The organism is Erythrobacter sp. JB3-1 (genome assembly GCF_057364995.1).
In genome coordinates, this window is record NZ_CP200289.1 from 93,803 (window position 1) to 115,090 (window position 21,288).

19 protein-coding genes, 2 tRNA genes and 1 pseudogene are annotated in these 21,288 nt (G+C 58.0%); 15 read left to right on the plus strand and 7 right to left on the minus strand.

From position 1 onward, the window contains the following. The first annotated feature begins 74 nt into the window (after positions 1–74). The 7 genes from AC0V6M_RS00430 (at position 75) to AC0V6M_RS00460 (ending at position 5,606) form a co-directional block, all read left to right on the plus strand. Positions 75–944 (plus strand): HpcH/HpaI aldolase/citrate lyase family protein, encoded by an 870-nt coding sequence (locus AC0V6M_RS00430; RefSeq protein ID WP_486136897.1) that lies wholly within the window; start codon positions 75–77, stop codon positions 942–944. Positions 945–1,021: 77 nt separating this feature from the next. Then, positions 1,022–1,435, plus strand: a complete 414-nt coding sequence (locus tag AC0V6M_RS00435; RefSeq protein WP_486136898.1) for a holin family protein — start codon at positions 1,022–1,024, stop codon at positions 1,433–1,435. 64 nt (positions 1,436–1,499) lie between these two features. Then, positions 1,500–1,961, plus strand: a complete 462-nt coding sequence (locus AC0V6M_RS00440) for a type II 3-dehydroquinate dehydratase (RefSeq protein WP_486136899.1) — start codon at positions 1,500–1,502, stop codon at positions 1,959–1,961. Positions 1,962–2,183: 222 nt separating this feature from the next. After that, positions 2,184–2,681, plus strand: a complete 498-nt coding sequence (gene accB / locus AC0V6M_RS00445; RefSeq protein ID WP_486136900.1) for an acetyl-CoA carboxylase biotin carboxyl carrier protein — start codon at positions 2,184–2,186, stop codon at positions 2,679–2,681. A gap of 21 nt (positions 2,682–2,702) precedes the next feature. After that, entirely contained in the window at positions 2,703–4,052 is a 1,350-nt protein-coding gene (gene accC, locus AC0V6M_RS00450) for an acetyl-CoA carboxylase biotin carboxylase subunit (RefSeq protein WP_486136901.1), read from the plus strand. Between the two features lie 32 nt (positions 4,053–4,084). After that, positions 4,085–4,285: a hypothetical protein gene (locus AC0V6M_RS00455; RefSeq protein WP_486136902.1), complete on the plus strand. Its 201-nt coding sequence runs from the start codon at positions 4,085–4,087 to the stop codon at positions 4,283–4,285. Positions 4,286–4,421: 136 nt separating this feature from the next. Then, complete coding sequence (locus AC0V6M_RS00460; RefSeq protein WP_486136903.1) at positions 4,422–5,606, plus strand: hypothetical protein; 1,185 nt, start codon at positions 4,422–4,424, stop codon at positions 5,604–5,606. Positions 5,607–5,625: 19 nt separating this feature from the next. Here the strand turns inward: AC0V6M_RS00460 and AC0V6M_RS00465 are convergent, their stop codons facing one another. Both AC0V6M_RS00465 and AC0V6M_RS00470 read right to left on the minus strand, forming a co-directional pair. Next, complete coding sequence (locus tag AC0V6M_RS00465) at positions 5,626–6,102, minus strand: GFA family protein (RefSeq protein WP_486136905.1); 477 nt, start codon at positions 6,100–6,102, stop codon at positions 5,626–5,628. A gap of 24 nt (positions 6,103–6,126) precedes the next feature. After that, positions 6,127–6,589: pseudogene (locus tag AC0V6M_RS00470) on the minus strand (Lrp/AsnC family transcriptional regulator). A gap of 233 nt (positions 6,590–6,822) precedes the next feature. Between AC0V6M_RS00470 and AC0V6M_RS00475 the strand changes: the two are divergent. The 4 genes from AC0V6M_RS00475 (at position 6,823) to AC0V6M_RS00490 (ending at position 10,345) form a co-directional block, all read left to right on the plus strand. Next, positions 6,823–8,973 carry a histidine kinase dimerization/phospho-acceptor domain-containing protein gene (locus tag AC0V6M_RS00475; protein WP_486136906.1) on the plus strand — a complete coding sequence of 717 codons (2,151 nt, stop codon included), beginning with the start codon at positions 6,823–6,825 and terminating at the stop codon, positions 8,971–8,973. Between the two features lie 44 nt (positions 8,974–9,017). Further along, positions 9,018–10,049 (plus strand): polysaccharide deacetylase family protein, encoded by a 1,032-nt coding sequence (locus AC0V6M_RS00480; protein ID WP_486136907.1) that lies wholly within the window; start codon positions 9,018–9,020, stop codon positions 10,047–10,049. A gap of 87 nt (positions 10,050–10,136) precedes the next feature. Then, positions 10,137–10,213, plus strand: a tRNA-Ile gene (locus AC0V6M_RS00485). A gap of 55 nt (positions 10,214–10,268) precedes the next feature. Further along, positions 10,269–10,345 (plus strand) — tRNA-Pro (locus AC0V6M_RS00490). A gap of 68 nt (positions 10,346–10,413) precedes the next feature. Here AC0V6M_RS00490 and AC0V6M_RS00495 read toward each other — a convergent pair. The 3 genes from AC0V6M_RS00495 to AC0V6M_RS00505 form a co-directional block, all read right to left on the minus strand. Beyond that, positions 10,414–11,823 carry a M28 family peptidase gene (locus AC0V6M_RS00495; protein ID WP_486136908.1) on the minus strand — a complete coding sequence of 470 codons (1,410 nt, stop codon included), beginning with the start codon at positions 11,821–11,823 and terminating at the stop codon, positions 10,414–10,416. A gap of 82 nt (positions 11,824–11,905) precedes the next feature. Then, on the minus strand, positions 11,906–13,087 hold the full coding sequence (locus tag AC0V6M_RS00500) for a GGDEF domain-containing protein (protein WP_486136910.1): 1,182 nt from the start codon (positions 13,085–13,087) through the stop codon (positions 11,906–11,908). Between the two features lie 166 nt (positions 13,088–13,253). Beyond that, complete coding sequence (locus AC0V6M_RS00505) at positions 13,254–14,474, minus strand: GGDEF domain-containing protein (RefSeq protein WP_486136911.1); 1,221 nt, start codon at positions 14,472–14,474, stop codon at positions 13,254–13,256. 170 nt (positions 14,475–14,644) lie between these two features. Here AC0V6M_RS00505 and ettA point away from each other — a divergent pair, with 170 nt between their 5' ends. Together ettA and AC0V6M_RS00515 are read left to right on the plus strand one after the other, a co-directional pair. Further along, positions 14,645–16,318 carry an energy-dependent translational throttle protein EttA gene (ettA, locus tag AC0V6M_RS00510; RefSeq protein WP_486136912.1) on the plus strand — a complete coding sequence of 558 codons (1,674 nt, stop codon included), beginning with the start codon at positions 14,645–14,647 and terminating at the stop codon, positions 16,316–16,318. A gap of 186 nt (positions 16,319–16,504) precedes the next feature. Then, entirely contained in the window at positions 16,505–17,059 is a 555-nt protein-coding gene (locus AC0V6M_RS00515; protein WP_486136913.1) for a hypothetical protein, read from the plus strand. 3 nt (positions 17,060–17,062) lie between these two features. On the opposite strand, the gene AC0V6M_RS00520 is transcribed toward AC0V6M_RS00515, so the two are convergent. Then, positions 17,063–17,653: a pyridoxamine 5'-phosphate oxidase family protein gene (locus tag AC0V6M_RS00520; protein ID WP_486136914.1), complete on the minus strand. Its 591-nt coding sequence runs from the start codon at positions 17,651–17,653 to the stop codon at positions 17,063–17,065. A 167-nt stretch (positions 17,654–17,820) separates the two neighbouring features. Here AC0V6M_RS00520 and AC0V6M_RS00525 point away from each other — a divergent pair, with 167 nt between their 5' ends. Together AC0V6M_RS00525 and AC0V6M_RS00530 are read left to right on the plus strand one after the other, a co-directional pair. Continuing rightward, positions 17,821–18,666, plus strand: a complete 846-nt coding sequence (locus tag AC0V6M_RS00525; protein ID WP_486136915.1) for an RcnB family protein — start codon at positions 17,821–17,823, stop codon at positions 18,664–18,666. 117 nt (positions 18,667–18,783) lie between these two features. Next, on the plus strand, positions 18,784–19,452 hold the full coding sequence (locus tag AC0V6M_RS00530) for a prolyl hydroxylase family protein (protein WP_486136916.1): 669 nt from the start codon (positions 18,784–18,786) through the stop codon (positions 19,450–19,452). Between the two features lie 92 nt (positions 19,453–19,544). Here the strand turns inward: AC0V6M_RS00530 and AC0V6M_RS00535 are convergent, their stop codons facing one another. Further along, positions 19,545–21,152 carry a lysine--tRNA ligase gene (locus AC0V6M_RS00535; RefSeq protein ID WP_486136917.1) on the minus strand — a complete coding sequence of 536 codons (1,608 nt, stop codon included), beginning with the start codon at positions 21,150–21,152 and terminating at the stop codon, positions 19,545–19,547. Positions 21,153–21,288 lie beyond the last annotated feature (136 nt).

Below are 21,288 nucleotides of genomic sequence, written 5' to 3' on the forward strand. Positions count from 1 at the left end.
CGTGCGCCGACGCGCGCGTGCTTGCGCAGCTTCACTGCTCGCCCTAACCACGCCCAGGTAAAGGGGATAGATCAATGACACTGCGAATGCGTTCCTGGCTGTTTGCTCCCGGCGACAGCGAGAAAAAGATGACCAAAGCCGCCGATAGCGCAGCGGACATCGTTTTGCTTGATCTAGAAGATTCGGTCGCCCCAGAAAACAAGCCTGCTGCGCGAGAATTGGTGCGCGATATGATCGCGAGCAGCGAAGACAAAGCGCGCATTTGGGTGCGCGTAAACCCACTCTCAGGCGACGAGACAGAGCGCGATCTTGATGCCATTATGCCATCCGAGCCGGGCGGCATCTTCCTGCCGAAGGCGGAGGGCGGACACGACGTTGCGACCTTGGACGCAATGCTGAGCGAGCGCGAGGAAAAGGCAGGTTTAGAGCATGGCTCGACGCGGGTCGCTGCTCTGGTCACCGAAACAGCCGCCGCCATGTTCACGACCGGCACCTATGACGGAGCGCCGCGGCTGGTGGCAATGAGTTGGGGCGCAGAAGACCTCTCATCAGAGCTCGGCGCGCAAGAACAGCGCGGCCCGGACGGCGAATACTCCCACATCTACGAAATGGCTCGGAGCCTTTGCTTGCTCGGCGCGGTGAAGGCGCAGGTCGCGCCAATTGAAACCGTTCAGCCGGAATTCCGCGACCTTGATGCGCTGCGGACGCGAGCCTTGAACGTCAGACGGCAGGGCTTTCGCGGAATGCTCGCGATTCATCCTGCTCAGATCGAGCCTATAAACAGCGCCTTCACACCCAGCGAAGACGAGCTCGCCCACGCCCGTTCAGTGGTCGAGTTATTCGCCAATAATCCTGGCGCAGGCACCCTCGCACTTAATGGCAATATGCTTGACCGGCCGCATTTGGCGCTCGCTCAGCGGATATTGGCGGAAGCAGGCGAATAGCGAATTAGGAAATATATTTTTCCTACCAGAACCAATTTGGTTATTTAACGTGCGACTCATGGTAAGGAGCTGCGCTAATGGCCATTTTGGAAACGCTGATCGGTCCGATCACATCAATCATCGACAAGATCATTCCTGACAAGGAAGCACGAGCCACGGCCAAGCTTGAACTCTTGAAGTTAGAGGGCACTCAAGAGATGCGGCTGATCGAAACGCAAATCTCCGCGATCATCGCTGAGGCAAAGTCAGGCGATCCCTGGACGAGCCGAGCGCGCCCCAGCTTCCTCTATGTAATGTATGCCATGATATTGTGGGCATTGCCGATGGGCGTGCTCGCCGCCTTCAACCCTAGCGCAGCCACAAACATAGCGGCGGGCATGAATGCCTATCTCAACGGCTTACCTGAGCCGTTGTACGCCCTGTTTGGAACTGGCTACCTCGGCTACACGGCCGCTCGCCAATGGGGCAAAGTGAAAGGCGTCGATCAGTAGTTTTTCAGCCTCAACAGCCGATGCGGACTTGAGCTTGCCGATGACCCCGCGCTAAGCGGGCTTCATGACAGATACTGCTGCAGCGCCGTCCGGCACCGTCTACGTCCTCAACGGTCCCAATCTCAATCTGCTCGGCCTGCGCGAGCCTGAGATTTATGGCTCCGATACGCTCGACGATATTGCAGGCATGCTTGAGGACAAGGCGCGTGAGCACGGCCTCTCGATTGAGATGCGCCAGACCAATTACGAAGGAATGCTGGTCGATTGGCTCCATGAAGCGCAGGCTGAAGGCGCGCGGGCCGTCTTGCTCAATGCAGCCGCCTACACGCATACCTCTATCGCAGTGCTCGATGCCATCCGCTCAATAACCACGCCAGTTATCGAAGTACACCTCTCTGATCCAAAAACGCGAGAGGACTTTCGTCACCTTTCCTATGTCGGGATGGCAGCGGCGAAAACCATCGAGGGGCATGGAGCGGCGAGCTATACAATTGCGCTAGAGGCGGTCATCAACGGCGACGTTTGAGCGACAGGCAAATGAGCCGACGCGCAGTTTGTAAGACCTGAACCCGCTACCAACAGCGCTAAATCTAAACGCCCTACTGAGCATGCTTAGCCGTCAGGAGCGGCAAAACCTGCCCATGCCACTTGCCAGCCGCAATTTGCGGGAATAATCACCCTCACAATCACGCTGCACCCCAGTTTGCGATCCCGCAAATGACCGCAGCAGACACAATAAGGGGCCCCCATGGCGACCAGCAAAACAAATGGCGGACGCAAATCCGGCATGGATGTTGACACCAAACTCGTTCGTGAGCTCGCAGAGCTGCTGAACGAAACCGGCTTAACCGAAATCGAAGTCGAAGAAGACGACCGCAAGATCCGCGTTGCACGCGGCGGCTTTGCGCCTGCCGCGATCAGCGCGCCGGTTGCGGCTGCTCCAGCCCCTGCCCCTGCCGCCGCTGCACCAGCCGCAGCGCCAAGTGCCACAGAGGCTCCCGCAGACGAGAGCGAAAATGCAATGCTGTCGCCGATGGTCGGTACGGTCTATCTCGCGCCGGAACCAGGCGCAGACGATTTCATCAAAGTCGGTGCCTCCGTCAAAGAAGGCGACACCTTGCTGATTATCGAGGCGATGAAGGTGATGAACCCGATCCCCGCTGATAAGTCGGGCACGATCAAAGCTATCCTGGTCGAAAACGCGCAGCCGGTCGAATTTGACCAGCCGCTGGTAGTGATAGCGTAAAGCGCGCGAGGACAACAGGCTATGGCCATTACCCGCATCCTGATCGCCAATCGCGGCGAAATCGCTCTGCGCATCCACCGCGCGGCCCACGAAATGGGCATTGAGACAGTGGCGGTGCACTCCACTGCTGACGCTGATGCAATGCACGTGCGCCTTGCTGACCATGCGGTCTGCATCGGCCCGCCATCTGCAACCGACAGCTATCTCAATGTTGCAGCGATCATCTCCGCCGCTGAAGTGGCGCAATGCGATGCGATCCACCCCGGCTATGGCTTCTTGTCTGAGAACGCCAAGTTCGCTGAGATCGTCGAGGCGCATGACATCAAATGGATCGGGCCAAAGCCTGAACACATCGTCACAATGGGCGATAAGGTTCAGGCAAAGAAAACTGCTGGCGAGCTCGGCTTGCCGCTGGTCCCTGGCTCTGACGGAGCGGTGTCCGACCCGGAAGAAGGCAAGAAAATCGCCGCCGAAATCGGCTATCCGGTGATCATCAAAGCCGCATCGGGCGGCGGCGGCCGCGGCATGAAAGTCTGCGAGAGCGAAGACGAGCTCGAAACTCTGATGCAACAGGCCGGCAGCGAGGCGAAGGCCGCGTTTGGCGATGCTACCGTCTATATTGAGAAATATCTGGGCAATCCGCGCCACATCGAATTTCAGGTGTTCGGCGACGGCAATGGCAATGCGATCCATTTGGGAGAGCGCGATTGCTCGCTGCAACGCCGCCACCAAAAGGTGCTGGAGGAGGCCCCTTCACCGGTGACCAGCCACGAAGAGCGCATGCACATGGGCGAGGTTTGCTCAAAGGCGATGCGCGATATGAGCTATCGCGGAGCGGGCACAATCGAATTCCTGTGGGAAGACGGCGAGTTCTACTTCATTGAAATGAACACCCGACTTCAAGTGGAGCATCCCGTCACGGAAGCCATCACCGGCGTTGATCTCGTACGAGAGCAAATCCGCATCGCAGCCGGTAAGCCTTTGTCCGTGAAGCAGGAAGAGCTGGAGTTTAACGGCCACGCGATCGAATGCCGGATCAATGCAGAGGATCCTTTCACCTTCGCGCCCTCGCCTGGCCAGGTGACCTATTATCACCCGGCTGGCGGCATGCATGTCCGGGTCGATAGCGGGCTTTACGCAGGCTATAAAATCCCGCCCTATTACGACAGCATGATTGCCAAGCTCATCGTGTACGGCCGAAACCGCGAGGGCTGCATCATGCGCCTGCGCCGTGCGCTTGAGGAAATGGTGGTTGAGGGTCCGAAGACCAACATTCCGCTGCACCAGGAATTGCTCAGGCAAAACGATGTGCTGTCCGGCGATTACTCGATCAAATGGCTCGAAAACTGGCTTGAAGAACGCGGCAGCTAAGTTCGCAGGCGCACTCAGATTGGTAAGAAGGCATGATACGCTATTTGCCGGGAATGCTGCTTCTGATCTTCGGTTTGGCCGTATTCTCGCTGCCCTATTGGGCGCCGCTCGTCTCTGATGTGCGGGTTGAGCCAGAGGCGTTCAAACGTTCAGGTCAAGTCGGCGGCGGGATGATCGGGGTCGGCCTAGCTTTGATCATCGCTGCTCTTGTCGCGAGCCGCAAGACAAGCTGAGCGGGCGACAACGCCCTCGACTTGGTGCGCATTTGGCCCTGCGCGGCAACTCATCTATTGTTCATTCTCACTGGCTTAGCCCAGTCACAGGGTCGTATTAGGGTGCGTGCTGCATCTCCGACCGGGAGAGCATAGAATGCGAAGAACTGCGCTGCCGCTTCTGCCGATATTGAGTGTAGCTTTCGCTGGGCTGCCCATAACCACCGCTGGTGCGCAAGATGTCGCTGCCCCGCCCGGCTGGTCTGATACTCAACAGGGCGGCAAACGAATTCTCAGCCATGATAGTGTGATTGTCGAGGTTGGACCTTGGCAGAGCACCAACGGTAAGAACACGCGGGACTGGCTGAAATCGCAAGAACGCATCACACCGCGCGGTGTCACCTATGTCGCTACTCAAAATCTGCAAGCCGATCCTGCCATCGCAGACAGCCATGTCCTCACTCGTTCGGTCAAAGTGGACGGCCGAGACGAGCTTTCAGTGCTCTATGCCTGCCCAGGCAAGGGTGGAACCGTAAGGCTGATGGAGCTGCGCGCTGTCCTATCGCGCAAAACCGCGCCTGCTATCCAGCGCGCCGCCAAATTTGGCGAAGATGTCTGCCGCACCGATCCACAGATGGCATCGTATCGCGCCGCATCGACGAGAACTGCGTTAACAAACCCAGCGCGCGATCAAAGAAGCGGACCGTCCGCCTCCAGAAACAGCCAATCCTTGGCCGCTGAAAATGCGAAGATACCCGCGCCAAGCAGGCCTGCGTCCGCTCGCATCATCCTAAAGCAAAAATGGGTCGGCTTCCCTGCTGTTATGGTTAACGAAGCAACGCCGGAAATGTCCTTTAGCAATGGCTATTCGACGACCTGTGCCAAATGGAACCCGCTGACCCAAACGCCAACCCCGTCTTCGGCTGGCCGCATGAAGCGCTGCGAAGTGAAACGCGGTTCCAGCAAAGGCAAGCCTGCGCGGAAGTTTAGTCCAGGCGAAACCATTTCCGTCTCATTTGGCCGGATATCCGCTTCATCCAGCAATCTTGGCGGATCGACCTCGACAATTTCGGGCGGCACCTTACGCATGACCAAAGATGGGCGGATCGAGATAGGCAAGTTCAATGCCTTCTCTGCCCGCGCGGGCGGCGCCAACGCGGGCGGAGGAAACCGCAAAATCGCCGTTTCCGGGCGCTATTACCTCAACGGTCATACCATCACGATTAAGGGTGATGATGGACGGGTCTATCACGGATTTATCGCCGCCAGCTCAAACAAGGGTGGGCGCGGCTATGACAATGTCTTTATCAATGGCGAGCATTATTGGGACCGCGAAAAGTAAGGACCTCTAAAACCTAGTCCTAATCAAACTTTATCCCTGCAGCCTGAGCCTCTGCAATGATTTCCGGCCCAGTTTTCATCGGGCTGTCCTGCGTCAGATCATACCAATCCGGCTTCTCATCAACAAAAATTTGCTGCTTGATAGGCAATCCGTCTGGCAGGTCGAAGTGGCCAGCAGCAAAGCTATAGAAATTCGTCGGCAGAAAGCGATACCAGAGCGCGCTGCCGCACTTGCTGCAAAAGCTACGCTCTGCCCACTCGCTCGATTTGTAGGTTCCAACGCTGGCTTCACCTGAAATTACAAAATCAGCTCCGGCGACCATGGAGCCAAAGCTGCCATAGGTCCGCCGGCACATTTCGCAGTGACACACATCCACTTCGCACCGCATGCTATTCAAGGTGATCGACACTGCGCCGCATAGGCATTTCCCCGTTAGCGGGTTGTCTAAGCTGGCGACCTTGTCACCGCCGGGGCTGTCTTCGAACATTTCGCTCATGGGCTGATTTCCGGCTTTGCAGTGTTAGAGAGGCACTCCCGGCGAATATTTCGCGGTGCGGATCGTCAGCGAGGTCTTCACGCTGTCGACATTGGGCGCCGGCGTCAGCTTGCTGGTCAAAAACTCCTGAAAACTCTGCAGGTCATTGCTGACGATCTTCAAAATGAAATCGATCTCGCCGTTCAGCATGTGCACCTCGCGCACTTCTGGCAGATCGCGCATGGCGTCTTCAAATTCACGAAGGCTCGATCTCGGCCTGACTCTTCAGGCTAACCATGGCGAAGACAGTGATCGCAAAGCCTAGCTTCGACGGGTCGAGATCCGCGTGATAGCCGCGAATTACGCCATCTTCCTCCAAACCGCGCACTCGGCGCAGGCACGGCGGCGCGGTCAAGCCTACGCGCTGTGCGAGCTCTACATTGGTTACGCGCCCTTCCGCCTGCAATTCAGAAAGCAGGCGCTTATCGATTTCATCCAAATTCGCCATGCGGCGTACGCTCCCATTTGGCCTTCATTTATGACTAGCAATGTTCCTAGGAGAACAAGAGCTAGCAAGTATTTACCCTCAGACCGAGGTGCAAAGCTAATATTATTATGTTTGCCAGCAATTGTCCCGCTTTGCAACGCGTCTGAAAGCCATGTGTGAATGTTAGAAAGGCTTGGTATGAAACTTTCGGCCCCACTAGCGCCTGATGGCCGTGTGTGTGTATCGGAGCAGATATGTTTTTTGACGACCGCCTTGCGACTGTGCTGCGCCAAAGCGCAGACACCGACGTGGGCGCTCGCACGCAATTTCGCCAGCTACTCGACATCCTTGGCAACCGTAAGTTTGGCATCCTTGATGGCCGCCGGCAGAGCCTAGTGGCGGCTTCCTGGCTGCGTATGGATGCGCTAGCTGAGAAAATTCCGGCACACGCAAGAGCATCGGCGATTCGCGAGCGCGGTTGGCGTTTTCGCAGCGCAGATCTAGCCGCTCATCTGGCCGACTTCGAACCTGAAGTGGCGGCCGCCGCGCTGCATCGCGCAGAATTGAGCGATGAGGATTGGACTGCGCTGATCCCAAGGCTTCCAGTACGAGCGCGTGGGTTTTTGCGCCGTAGAGATGATTTGCCGGTCGATGCGGAACGCTTGCTTGATCAATTGGGCGTGCATGACCGCGGGCTGCCTCATCCGAACGGGTACGACGATGCGGAGGGATTGGAGAGGCCGCCAGCCTCGTGTGAAACCCCTGCTGAGCCGATTGATCCACCTGCAGACGTACCCTACGCGTCATTGATGGGGTCGAGCGCTCCAGCAACGATCATGCCGCTGCGCAACAAGCCAGCAGACTATCCTCTGTCTCCAGCCAATGAGCCGTTTGAGCTGAGCGATGAATTGCCAGCGGACGAGGAAGTGGAGGAAAGCCCCTCCGAGGAGCAGATAGCTAAAGTCGAGCCTCAGGAAGCGCACGCGCCTGAGCCAAAGCCAGAGCCAGAGCCAGAGCCAGAGCCAGAGCAGCCTGTCGCACAGGACATTCAGAGACCTCAAACTGACAGAGCGTCCTATGACCCGTTCGGACTGACAGCCCCCCCAAGCATGGCGGCGAACCCATTGGGCGGCCCAGAGGTCGATCCCAATCGCAGCGAAATCTCGGCTCTGGTGGAGCGAATTGCACAGTTCAAGCGCGACCGTGAAAGCGGCGCGCAGTCCATCGACAGCGCCCCGCGCCTGCCGCTGGAAGAGCAGCCGCGTCAATCTGAGCGTGAAGTGCGCGGGTTCGGCTTTGCCACAGACGCAAACGGCCGGATCGAATGGGCCGAGCCGGAGGCCGCACCGATGGTGATTGGTAAGCGGCTGGTCCCGGCTCAAGCCTTTACGAATCCCGCCGCGCAAACTTTGATTGAACGCGCCTTTGACCGTAGACAGCCAATTGCGCACGCACCCTTGGCCATCGCAGGTGCAGAAGCGATCGCGGGCGACTGGATCGTCGATGCGCAGCCGAACTTTGCCGACGAAGGCAATTTTACCGGCTATGTTGGCCGGTGCCGCCGCCCTGCGAAAGCCGCCAGCATGCCCGGCCAGGGCGGCAGCGAAGGCGACCGTATTCGCCAATTGCTACATGAGCTGCGCACACCGGTCACCGCCGTTCAGGGCTATGCCGAAGTTATCCAACAGCAATTGTTCGGCCCTGCCCCGCATGAATATCGCGCTTTGGCCGCGGCGGTCGCTGCCGACGCCGCGCGCATTCTGGCCGGATTCGAAGAGCTCGACCGGCTGGCCAAGCTGGAAACTGGCGCTGCTGAATTGATTTCAGGCGAAACCGATCTAGGCGCAGTGATCGCCAAAACCGCTCAGCAATTGGCGCAGGTGCTCGGGCCACGGATGGCAGGCATTGAGTTTGTCCAACCTGAAGGCCCGCCGATTATGGTCGCGATGGACGCCATCGAAACCGAGGCGCTCATTTGGCGCGTGTTGGCGACGCTAGGCGGGGCGTGCGCCTCTGGTGAGATGATCACTTGCCAATTGCGCCGCGATGATCGCCTGGTCCGGCTGATTTGCGAATTGCCAGCTCAGCTCATTTCCGAAGACGATTTGTTCGCTGCTCAAGTTAGGCCCGCCAACACCGTGCTCAACGCGGGTCTGTTTGGCGCGGGCTTCACCTTCCGCCTAGCCCGGGCCGAGGCGCGCGCCGCCAAAGGCGGACTAACTCACGAGGGCGAACATCTCGCGCTGATGCTCCCACTCTTGACCGCTCAGCAAGGCCTGCCTAGCCAAGATGGATCGGACGCAGGTGCGGTCCTGCAGGTAAGCAATCCTCAAGACGTCCGCGCTAATTCCGAACATGAAAATGCCGCTTCGATCAGCGGCGAACGTGGCGGCGGGAAAGCATAAGCTCCAGCGATCCCGCTGAATTGGCAATCAGGGAGGGAGCCGACATGCAGCCCCTTTCTGAACCGGCCAACACAGGCCAATCACAGTCCATTCTCAATCCGCCTGCGCGGAGCGCCTGGGCAAGCTTCGCTGACGGCTTTGGCCAGCGCGTTCTGCTGACGGTCGACACCGAGGAAGAATTCGATTGGAACGCCCCTTTCCGCAGAGACGGCTTTGGCCTAGAGCATGTCCCTGAATTGCGGCGGTTTCAGCAATTTTGCGAGCGGCGGGGCGCAATCCCTCTCTATTTGGTCGATTGGCCAATTGTAAATTCGCCAATCGCCGCTGAGATCATTGGTGATGCGGTCCAGCGGGGCGCGGCAGAGGTTGGCGTTCAGCTGCATGCTTGGGTCAATCCGCCGTTCGATGAAGAGGTGAGCGCACACAATTCCTATGCCGGGAACCTGCCGCCCGAGTTGGAGGCGGCCAAATTCAATCAGCTACGCGACCGGGTTGAGGAGGTGTTTGGCGCACCTCCGCTGATCTACCGCGCTGGTCGATATGGATTGGGCCCGCAAACGCCGGACTTGCTCAAGTCGGCGGGCATTGCGGTCGATACCTCGGTGAGGTCTCTGTTCGATTATTCCGGCCAGCATGGTCCCGACTATTCCGCCCATCCGCTTTGGCCCTATTGGGCTGACGCAGAGCGGCAATTGCTCGAGATACCCGTGACCAGCGCATATTGGGGCATGCTGAGACGACAAGGCGGCATGGTGCGCCGTCTTCAAGAGCGCTTCCCTTCGCTAGGCCGAATCCTATCGCGTCTGGGCATGATGGAACGGATCGCCCTGACGCCGGAAGGCGTGAGCGTGGAGGAGGCCATTCGCGGAATTGATATGGTTCTGGACGACGGCGTGCCGGTACTAACGCTGTCGTTTCACAGCCCTTCCTTGGCACCTGGGCACACGCCCTATGTCGAGACTGAGGCGGAAGTTGAGGGCATTTATGATTGGTTTGAAAGGGTTTACGCCTATCTCGATCACCGAAACATTCGCAGCACCAGCGTGGCTGAGATCATGCAAAACGTGATTCGGTAGGCTCATTTCAAAAATAGACGAAACGGGTGCTTGTTTCATTCGCAACTGCGATGTAGAGGCTCGGCCTGCATCTTGGCTAGACCAGAGGGGCCTGTAGCTCAGTTGGTTAGAGCTGGCCGCTCATAACGGCTAGGTCGCGGGTTCGAGTCCTGCCGGGCCCACCACTAGCGATGATGCTTACACCCTGTCGTGCTGCACGCAAGACAGGTAAAAATCGGTCGGGGAGTGGCGCAGCCAGGTAGCGCACCTGTTTTGGGTACAGGGGGTCGGAGGTTCGAATCCTCTCTCCCCGACCAGATTTTCAAACTTCCAAGATTTCTGCTTGCAGTGACAAGCCGCAAGAGCTTGCCAAGCGCTGAGCCACTTACTCTTCCATCACTGCAGGCGCCTTGGGCACCGGCCCGCCGGTTTTGATCGTGCGTTCTTCGCGTGCAAGGATCCCAGCAACCATCGTCCACACCGCGACATTCTGGCGCAATTGGACGATGTCGATCTTGTCGAGCGTGTCATCTGGCGTGTGGTGTAGGTCGAAGTAACGCGTGCCGTCCTGCTGCAGATCAATGATCGCGCCGTCTTGGTCGCGCGAGATGTTCAGGTCTGCTCCGCCGCGCGCCACGATGGTCGAATTGGCAACGCCAAACGGTTCAACCGCAGCGGCCAGCTTTGCGTGAAGATCAGGGTTGGTTTCGCGAAAGTTGCTCTCAAAACGCCAGATACGGTCTGCGCCAAAATCGCTTTCGAGGCCGACGCCAATCGGCTCATCGATATGAGCGGCGCTGTAGGCGCGAGAGCCCCAAAGCCCCACTTCTTCCGCGCCCGCGAACAGCACACGAACAGTGCGCAATTGATTGCCGGTGCGCGCCACATTAATTGCGGCGGCGGCGATAATGCCGCAGCCTGCCCCATCGTCAAATGCGCCCGGCGCATTCCACCAACTGTCCAAGTGGCATGCCAGCAATACGGGCGGTAGGTCAGGGTTGCGGCCAACAAATTCACCAACAACATTGCCGCTCATCGTGGTGCCGATACGCTCTGGGTTCAATTCCAGCTTGAGCGTGATGGGCGCTGAGCGCGGACGATTAAACATCCGCTCAAGGTTCTCTGCATCGGGCAGAGACAGCGCGCCCGCTGGGATTGGATCAACCCCTTCCGGGAAGTTGGTGCCGCCAGTGTGCGGATTGCGGTGATGGTCGGTGCCAACCGATTTGATCACGACACCTATCGCACCTTTGCTAGCGGCAAGGCCCGGCCCGACCCAGCGCGTTGGGCCAGCAAAACCATAGTGCGAGCCGTCCTGTGCGCGGCGCATCTGGTGGCTGATATAGGCGACCTTGCCTTCAAGACTGCGCTCTGGCGCGGCGCGAACGGCCTCTGCATTGGCGAAGAAAACCACTTCGGCCTCAATCCCGCCTTCTGGTGTCGCCGCACTATTGCCAAGCGGCTGAACCACGAGGTCTTGTGAGAACGGCCCGGTCACCGACGCGCGAGCGATATCGCCGGGCACCCAAGTGTCCATTTCAAACGGTTCGTCGGCGACATTTTGAAAGCCGTGCTTCTTCAGCCAAGCCATTGCCCAAACACGCCCGCGCGTCTCCGCCTCTGTTCCGGCCTGCCTCGGGCCAACCTCTGTGGTCACCCCTTCGACAAAATCCCATGCGATTTCATCACGCTCTTGAGCAACCTCGGCGAGTTCCGATAGACCGGGCGCAGCGTTAGCGGTGACAGAGAGGGAGGCGGCGGAGAGCGCGGTCAGCGCGAGGAGTGTGTTTTTCATGGCTGTCGCTGCTATCGAGCCGCGCGGGCCAAGTCCAGCGTGTGATCAGTAAGCGCTTAAGTGCTGCGTATGTAAGGCTGAGCTAGCTTGAAGCAGCCTGCTTCACTTCGACCAGCTTTGGCCTTGGAGCAGTGTGCTCTTCATCCTGAGGCGTGCGCTCGGCATTTTCGACGCGGTTTCGGCCGTTGGATTTCGCGCGGTAAAGCGCAGCATCGGCCCGTGCGAACAGGCTTTCATAGGTTTCGCCCTCACGCGCGGTCGCAACGCCAAAGCTTGCTGTCAGGCGGATTTCTTTGTTGAGATCGGCGTGCTCCAACCGGTTAAATGCCCATCTGATCCGCTCAGCCAACCGCTCAGCCGGTTCATTCTCGCAGTTCCAGGCCGCAATGCAGAACTCTTCGCCGCCAATCCGGCCAGAGGTGTCGCATGCGCGCACCATTTTACCGATGATCTCACCAAAGCCAGCAATGGCTAGATCACCCGCCTGATGTCCCCAAAAATCGTTCACCTTTTTAAAGTGGTCAATATCGGCCACAACCAGACTTAGGGGGCGGCCCTCAGTCTGGGCGCGCGGCAGCAAAGCCCGGATCGTTTGCTCAAACGAGCCCCGATTACGCAGGCCAGTGAGAGCGTCCCGCTCGCTGCTTTCGCGCAGAGCCTTGGTCCATTCGGCAATGCTCGCACCGATCAGCACCAATGCGCTGCTCATGCCTTTCACCGCCAGGACCAGCCCAATCAGGGAATAATAGATCGAATCGCGGTAAGCCTCTGCCGGAATGCTCCGTTCGAACAGCAAGGTCAGGGTTGGCCTTACGAGGAAGTCGGCAGCTTGGAATGCCATCACCAAAATGATCAGTAAGTCGATCGTATCGCGGCGGCCGGCCGTTAGCAGGGTCGTGACGCCCATGGCGAACATCACGCCGTAACCCATGTTGACGATAATCAGCCGCGGGCCGACATCGTTGGATAAGCCCACGCACAGCGCCAGCGTCAAAGCAGTGATAATATAAACGACCGCGATGCTGCCAAGGTGTAACCGCTGGCCCACGCGCTCACACACAGATGCCAACAAAACGGCCGAGCCAAGGGTGTAAAACACCTGAGTTGCGTGAAAGAGGTAGAACGCGTCGGCGGGCATGACGTGGGTGATAAGAAACCCAATCGCCGACAGGGCGAAGGCAATGCCAAAGCCAAGGACGTGGCGTTTCATTCGGCCTGCGCGCCACAGCACCACGAAAGTCGCTGCAAAAAACAGCGCTATCATTGGCGTCACCAATCCAAGAATTTGCGTTTGCATCGACCCGCACGACCCCCGTTCAAACGGAATAGGTCAATATGGTTAACACCGGCTTTAGGGAACCCACTAAGTAACAAAATTTCCATTATTCTTAATCGATTACTTATTCATGCAGACCGCCAAGTCTTTGCAGTTAGCCTGCACCAAGCCCGTGCTTCTGAGCCATGCGTGATGCGAAAGGCACGACCGAACCACCACCATCCTTGAAAGCGCCGCTCTCGGTGAAGACCTGATTGCGGCCTGCGTCTTTCGCCCGGTAAAGAGCGCTGTCAGCCCGTTCAAACACAGCCTTGTAATTGTCGGCGCTACGCCACTCTGCCACGCCAAAACTGACGGTGTAAGAGCTAATTTCGTCGTTGTCTGATCGGCCTTGATGAGCCGCAGCCTGGCGAATACGCTCGGCCAAATGCGCCGCGTCATCGAGCGCGCAATCCCAAATCAAAACACAGAATTCCTCGCCGCCGATCCGGCCGGTCACATCGTCTCGCCGGACCATCGCATTTAGCAGGCCGCCAAAGCGCGCAATCACCTTGTCTCCTGCAACATGGCCGAGGCTATCGTTGACCAGCTTGAAATGATCAATGTCCGCCACGATCAAGCTTACCGGCAGGCCATCACGCGCCGCTCGGGTTGCGACCACACGCGCCTCTTCTTCAAAGCCGCCCCGCATCCTCAAGCCTGAGAGCGGGTCAAAACCGGCCTTCTCATGCTGATCCTCCATCCGGTCAGCAACAATAATCGCTACCAGAGTGACAGAGAGCAGCAGGCACAGCACAGCCGTTATCGCCATGTTGATCGTCAACAAGACAGAGGTTTGATACTGTTCCATCGTCATCTGACTTTGCGCCAGAATGGTGAGTGACGGACGGAAAATTGAATAGGCTGCCAGAACGACCAAGCTGTAGGCCAAAACGCGGTCTGAACGGTGACGATAAGGGCTTTGCCATTTGCCATAGGCGCCCATCGCAAACAGCAGCCCAGCGTTAAAATTCTGCGCCATCAATACAACCGATTGCACCTCGGCCGCGCGGCCGTACCAAATCACGCCTGCGGTGCCGAGCGTGACAGCGATGTAGCCAAGCACCGGCGCCCGCTGGCCATCTCGGTTCGCCACACCCCACAACAGCGCGATCAGTCCTGAAGAGGAAATCAGGTGGAACAGCACCACCTCATTGGGACCAAAGTCCGTTATCACCCAAGCCTGAAGAACGATGCCAAACGCGACCGCTGCAAACCAATAGCTGTAGGCAAGGATGTAACCCTTGGACCTATCTTGCCACCACAGCGCAGCAAAGACGCCGGCGAAAATCGCCGTCATCGCTGGAATGATGAGAGTTAGGATCTGGGCCTGCACTTTGGTTCCTATTTAAAACGCAATCCGGCCTAAGACGGATTGATGAATGGTCACCTGTAGAGCCCTTAAGTAAATTGCCTCTTAAGGCGGCTTGCCCCTTCAGCGCTCTCGCCCTATTTGCAGGGCTGACAATTCATTTTCCGAACAGATTCACCCAAAGGAAACGCCCGATGGCCGCGCAATACGCCTATGTCATGAAAAACATGACCAAGACCTTCCCCGGCGCTCAAAAGCCAGTTCTGAGCAACATCAATCTTCAGTTCTATCAAGGTGCGAAGATCGGCATTGTTGGTCCAAATGGCGCAGGCAAATCCACCCTGATGAAGATCATGGCAGGCATTGATGCCGACATCACAGGCGAAGCCTGGGCGGGTGAGAACATCACCGTAGGTTACCTGCCTCAGGAACCGCAGCTCGACGAGAGCAAAACGGTGCTCGAAAACGTTCGCGAAGGCGCTGGCGAAACCGCTGCTATGGTGGAGCGCTTCAACGCGATCTCTGCCGAAATGGCCGAGCCGGACGCCGATTTTGAAGCTCTGGGTGAGCAAATGTCCGAGCTGCAGGAGAAGATCGACGCGGTCGATGGTTGGACGCTCGACAACCAGCTGGAAATCGCGATGGAGGCTTTGCGCTGCCCGCCATCAGACAGCCCAGTTACCAATTTGTCAGGCGGTGAGAAACGCCGCGTCGCCCTCACCCGGCTGCTGATCCAAAAGCCTGGCATTCTGCTGCTTGACGAGCCGACCAACCACCTCGACGCGGAATCCGTCGAATGGCTGGAAAACCATCTCAAGGAATATGCTGGCGCCGTACTGATGATTACGCACGACCGCTACTTCCTCGACAATGTCGTTGAGTGGATCCTCGAGCTCGACCGCGCTTCCTACTATCCATACGAAGGCAATTATTCGACCTATCTTGAGAAGAAGGCGAAGCGTCTGGAGCAGGAAAGCCGCGAGGAATCCGGCCGCCAGAAAGCACTCAGCCGCGAGCTCGAATGGATCAAGCAAACCCCAGCCGCGCGTCAGACCAAATCCAAAGCCCGCGTGCGCAAGTTTGAACAATTGCAGGACGCGCAGGGCGACCGCAAACCGGGCAAGGCGCAGATCGTTATTCAGGTGCCAGAGCGGCTCGGCGGCAAGGTGATCGAGGCGAAAAACATCTCGAAGGCTTACGGCGATAAGCTGCTGTTTGAAAACCTGTCATTCATGCTGCCACCGGGCGGCATTGTCGGCGTAATCGGCCCGAACGGCGCGGGTAAATCGACACTGTTCCGAATGATCACTGGCCAGGAAACACCGGACACTGGATCAATCGAAATCGGCGATACGGTGCACCTCGGCTATGTTGACCAGTCGCGCGATGACCTCACCCCGACCAACAATGTCTGGGAAGAAATCTCAGACGGGCTCGATTACATGCAGGTCAACGGCCACGACACCTCAACCCGCGCCTATGTCGGCGCGTTCAACTTCAAAGGCAGCGACCAGCAAAAGAACGTTGGCAAGCTGTCCGGCGGTGAGCGCAACCGCGTGCACATGGCCAAAATGCTGAAGCAAGGCGGAAACGTACTGCTGCTGGACGAGCCGACCAACGATCTCGACGTCGAAACCTTGGGCGCGCTTGAAGAAGCCATCGAGAACTTCGCAGGCTGCGCCGTGGTGATCTCGCACGACCGCTTCTTCCTGGATCGCCTCGCTACGCATATTCTGGCGTTTGAAGGCAATTCCCACGTGGAATGGTTCGAAGGCAACTTTGAAGCCTACGAAGAAGACAAACGCCGCCGTCTCGGAGACGCAGCGGATCGTCCAACACGCTTGGCTTATAAGAAGTTAACCAGATAGGCCGCTGCAGCGGCATACGCCCTTTATGACCTAAGTCACCCCGGGCTTGATCCGAGGGCCAGCATAATGTGAGTCTGCGCGAGGTGCCTGTTCAAGGCCGGATTAACCGCCCACAAAATCTCCCTCGCATCCAATCTATACACAAGCTAAGGGACCTCCCCTAGCTTTGAGAAGGGTCCATCAGCCATGAATTTGTCCACTCGCAATGTCGGTTTGATCGCTGGTGCGGTCGTGATCGGCCTGGTTATTGGGTTCATGTATCCGGCCTTCGGCGCGCTGATGCTGATCCCGGTGATCGGCTATGTCGTATTCGTACTGCTCAAAAACAAAGGCGGCGCGGAAGCGGACGAGGCGGCCACATCGGCGGCCAAGCAGTTCACCGCGGCGGATGGCAAAGGGGCGATCTATGTCATGCGCGATGCGTTCATCGCCGGGCAGCAGGGCATGAACATCACCATTGATGACGCCATGACGGCACAATTTCGCACGGGCCGTTTCGTAAAGGCAGACGTAGAGCCGGGCGAACACAGCGTCCTCGCGCAAATGGCGAGCCAGACTAAGAGCACGGCAAAGACCTACACCTTGAGCGTCGCGGCGGGCGAATGTGTGCTGCTGGACGCCAAAATCGCCATGGGCGCGCTGCAAGGTTCGGTCGAGTTCGAGGAACAGCGCGATGCTGGTCTGGCGCGCGCCAAACTGGGCAAACTGAAACTCGTCGAATGGTCAGCGCCAGAGGCGTAGAACCTAAGGGGAGACCCAGCCGTTTTCCCATTGATCGCCGGAGCGTACAAACTGCGCGCGCTGATGGCCGGTGTGCGCGAGATACAGCCAATCGGCTTCGGCAATGTCGAACAGAAGCACCGCGAAGTTGGGCCGCGCAGGGATCACCTGCTCATCAGTGGGCTCCACGCCTTCAAATTCAGGCGGCAGGCCGCTGGTTGATTCGTCGGAGGCTGCTCCTGGCCCCTCTCCCAAGTAACAGCGTTTGGCGAAGTTAATGCTGCTCGCCCAAGCACGGTCGACCACTTCGCCTTCGCGAACGATGCGCCCTGTGCCGCGCAACCGAACCTGTATCTTGGCGCCCTTATCATAGAGCAAAACAGCCATGCGCGGGTCCGCTTCAATCGCGGCAACCTTTGGAGCGCGATTGTCAGTGTGGAACCTGAGCGTCCAAGCATCGCCATCAAATTCGCGCAGCACCATCGTGCGCGCATCGACATCGCTGGTCACAACACATGGAGTGTGCATCGCGTGCCTGCGATCCTTGGCCGCCCTCACCAATTGGCGTTTTAGATCATTGCGAACATCATCGAGCGTTTCAAACATGCGTTGCATTTGGAGTATATGTGCGCGAGGTCAATCCCTCACTGCGTTCATGATTTCAGGTCTGAACCTGAACGTAGCCCTAAACAAGTGGTTAAGTTACGATACAGCGACTCGTCCGTATACAAGGGCATATCAACGCAGCCGTTAGTGGTGGAACGGCGACCAAGGAGGCATTTATGTACTTAGCAAAATTGCTCAAAGGCAGCGCACTTTCCGCCATAGCCGCCGCAATGGCTGTTGCCGCTTTCCCGGCTCAAGCAGAAGCGCAAAGCCGAGGCTTTGAAAATCGCGGGGAGCAGTTGCAAGCTCGCCAAAACCAGCGCAGTGAGCGCCGCGCAAACCGCGGCCAAGCGCGCGGGGAACGGCGCAACAATCGACAAGAAGCGCGCGGCGAACGCCGAGGCAACCGCCAGGATGCCAGAAGTGAACGGCGCGAAGTTCGCACCGACAACCGCGAGTTTCGCCAGACTCAACGCCAAGCTCGCGAAGCGCCTGCAAGGGCTCGTAGTGAGCGCCGGACTGAGCGTAGGTCCAACCAACGCACAGAGCGCAGAGTGGATCAGCGTTCCGACCGCCGGGCTAATCGTAGAGTTGATCGCCGCGACGCATATCGTGACGGACGCCGGAATGGTTACCGTGACAGCCGGCGCGCGTATCGCAACGAGCGCCGCAGCTACAGCAATGGCTACCGTGCTGGAGTTCGAAATCAGCGACGGTGGAATCGGCAGTGGCGACAGAACACTCGCTACAATTGGTACAACTACAGGCGCGCCAACAACAGCATCTTTCGCCTCGGCCGGTATTACTCGCCCTATCGCAGCTATCGCTATAGCCGCTTAAGCATTGGTTTTTATCTCGACAGCCTGTTCTTCTCGTCGCGGTATTACATCAACGATCCATGGCGCTATCGCCTGCCAGAGGTGTACGGCCCGTATCGCTGGGTCCGCTATTATGACGATGCGGTTCTGGTCGACACCTACACCGGTGAAGTGGTCGATGTGATCTACGACATCTTCTGGTGATCGCCTGACACAGCAGACTTTCTGCCGATTTCAAAGCCCCCGCTCGCAGCAATGCCAGCGGGGGTTTTCTTGTGCTGCATTGGCTGGCAAATAGCCATTTCACGAACGAGTAAAGCAATGACCTTAGCCAGCACCATTCCTGATCAAGACGCCCTGAAACGAGTGGGCGAAAGCGTTCGCCAGCGCTTGGCCGCTGATCCCGGCGTTTATCCAATCGAGACCGACAGGCTCGAACTGTTTGCTGTCGGTGATTTCATGACAAGGGCGGAATGTGATCGCCTGTGCATGATGATCGACATGATTGCCCGGCCATCTGCCTTGCATGAACAGGACTATGCCAGCGGGTTTCGCACCTCCTATTCCGGCGATCTTGACCCCCATGACAGCTTCGTCAAAAGCATCGGCCGCAGGATCGACGATCTCATGGGCCTGAAGCCGGAAATCGGCGAGGCGATCCAGGGCCAACGCTATCTCGAAGGCCAGCAGTTCAAGCCGCATAACGACTGGTTCTATACCTCAGAGAAGTATTGGCAGAACGAGCGCAAACGCGGTGGCCAGCGCGGCTGGACGTCTATGGTGTTCCTCAATACGGTCGAGGAAGGTGGAGAGACTCACTTCACAGCAGCCGGTCTCAAGATTGAGCCTAAACCCGGCGTCCTGCTGATGTGGAACAACGCATTGCCCGATGGCAGCCCCAATGAGGGGACAATGCACGCAGGAACCCCTGTGATCAAAGGCTCTAAGTACATCATCACCAAATGGTATCGCACACGCACGTGGAAGTAGGAAAGGCGTTTTGGTGGAGTGCTTCGCCACCCGGAACCTACCGGGACGCTATCCAGGTGGAAGGGCGGAGGATGCGGGTGGCTATGGCAAACTCAACTACGCGTCAAAGCCTCTGCGATCAGCTTGCGGCTGTTCTCAATTCCATACAGTGCGATGAAGCTGCCCATGCGCGGCCCTTGTTCACTGCCTAGCAGCGTCTCATACAGAGCGCGGAACCAGTCGCGCAGATTCTCAAACCCGAACTCTTCACGTTTGCCGATCTCATAGACGCTGGTCTGGAGATCTTCCGCGCTGGTTCCCGGAGCCGCTGCGGCCAAAGCCTCGTCCAACGCCCGCAACGCCTCTGCCTCGTTAGCGCTGGGCGCGCGCTTGTTAAGCGTCGGCACGATGAAGTCGCGCGTGTAAGCAACAGCCGCATCGATCATCGCATCAATCGCCGGGTTTGCGACGGGCTCGCCCAGATAGCTTTCGAGATATTCCGCGACGTTCTGCGCGCTCGCCTCTGCGCCCAGCACGCTGGCAAGGTTCAGCAGTAATCCGAACGTGACCGGCACCGTGTCGCCTGCACCCGGTGCCTCCGGCGTTGCCAGGCTCTCATTCGCGCGCAGCAAGTGCCACACCGGATTGCCCAACTGTTTGTCCAGCGGCTGTTCGGTCAGACGCTCGCGGAACTGCCAATAGTCATCGACCGCGCGCGGGATAACCCCAACGTGCGGCTGCTTGGCGCTCTTAGGATTGGGGAAGATGTAGAAGCCTAGGCTCTCCTCCGTCCCATATTCCAGCCATTGCTCAATCGTCAGGCCATTACCCTTCGATTTTGAGATCTTCTCACCATTCTCGTCGAGGAACAGCTCGTAGATCAGCCCTTCCGGCTTGTTGCCGCCCAGAACACGCGCAATCTTGCCCGATTGTACGCCGGTGTCGGTCAAATCCTTGCCGTACATCTCATAGTCGACGCCTTGCGCGACCCAGCGCATCGCAAAGTCGACCTTCCATTGCAGCTTGGCTTTGCCGCCCAGCGCGCTTTGTTCGATCACGCTGCCGTCTTCATCAGTGAAGCGGATCAGCCCCGCCTCTGCATCGACAACTTCGACCGGCACTTGCAGCACGGCGCCCGTTGTCGGACTGATCGGCATGATCGGCGAATAGGTCGCCGCCCGCTCTGCCCGCAAGGTCGGCAGCATGATGTCGAGAATGTCCTGATTGTGCGCGAGCACGTTCTTCAGCGCATCGTCAAACGCACCGCTATTGTAGCGATCAGAGGCGGCCACAAACTCGTACTCGAAACCAAACCGGTCCAGAAACGCGCGCAGCATCGCATTGTTGTGATGGGCAAAGCTCTCATACTTCTCAAACGGATCGGGAATGCGCGACAGCGGCTTACCCAGATGTTCGGTCAGCATCGCCTGATTGGGCAGGTTGTCCGGCACTTTGCGCAGGCCGTCCATATCGTCGGAGAACGCGACGAGCCGCGTTGCCTGCCCGGTCAGCGCTTCATAGGCGCGCCGCACGAAGGTGGTTCGCAGCACCTCTTGGAACGTGCCGATATGCGGCAGACCCGATGGACCATAGCCCGTTTCAAACAGCACAGGCTCGCCATTCGGTTTACCATTCCTCAGCCGTTTGGCGAGGCGCTGAGCCTCCTGAAAAGGCCAAGCCTTGGAGGAACGAGCGGCGTCTTGAAGTGCAGTGTTTGTCATAGCACGCCCGCATATGAGGATGGTGCCAGACAACGCAAGTGATTGTGCAGTTTGGCGCACGGGACTTGGAACGCATTTCCAAATTCCAAAAGTGTGACTTTTGACGCAAGCTGATGAAAACAGGTTGTTTTCCGGT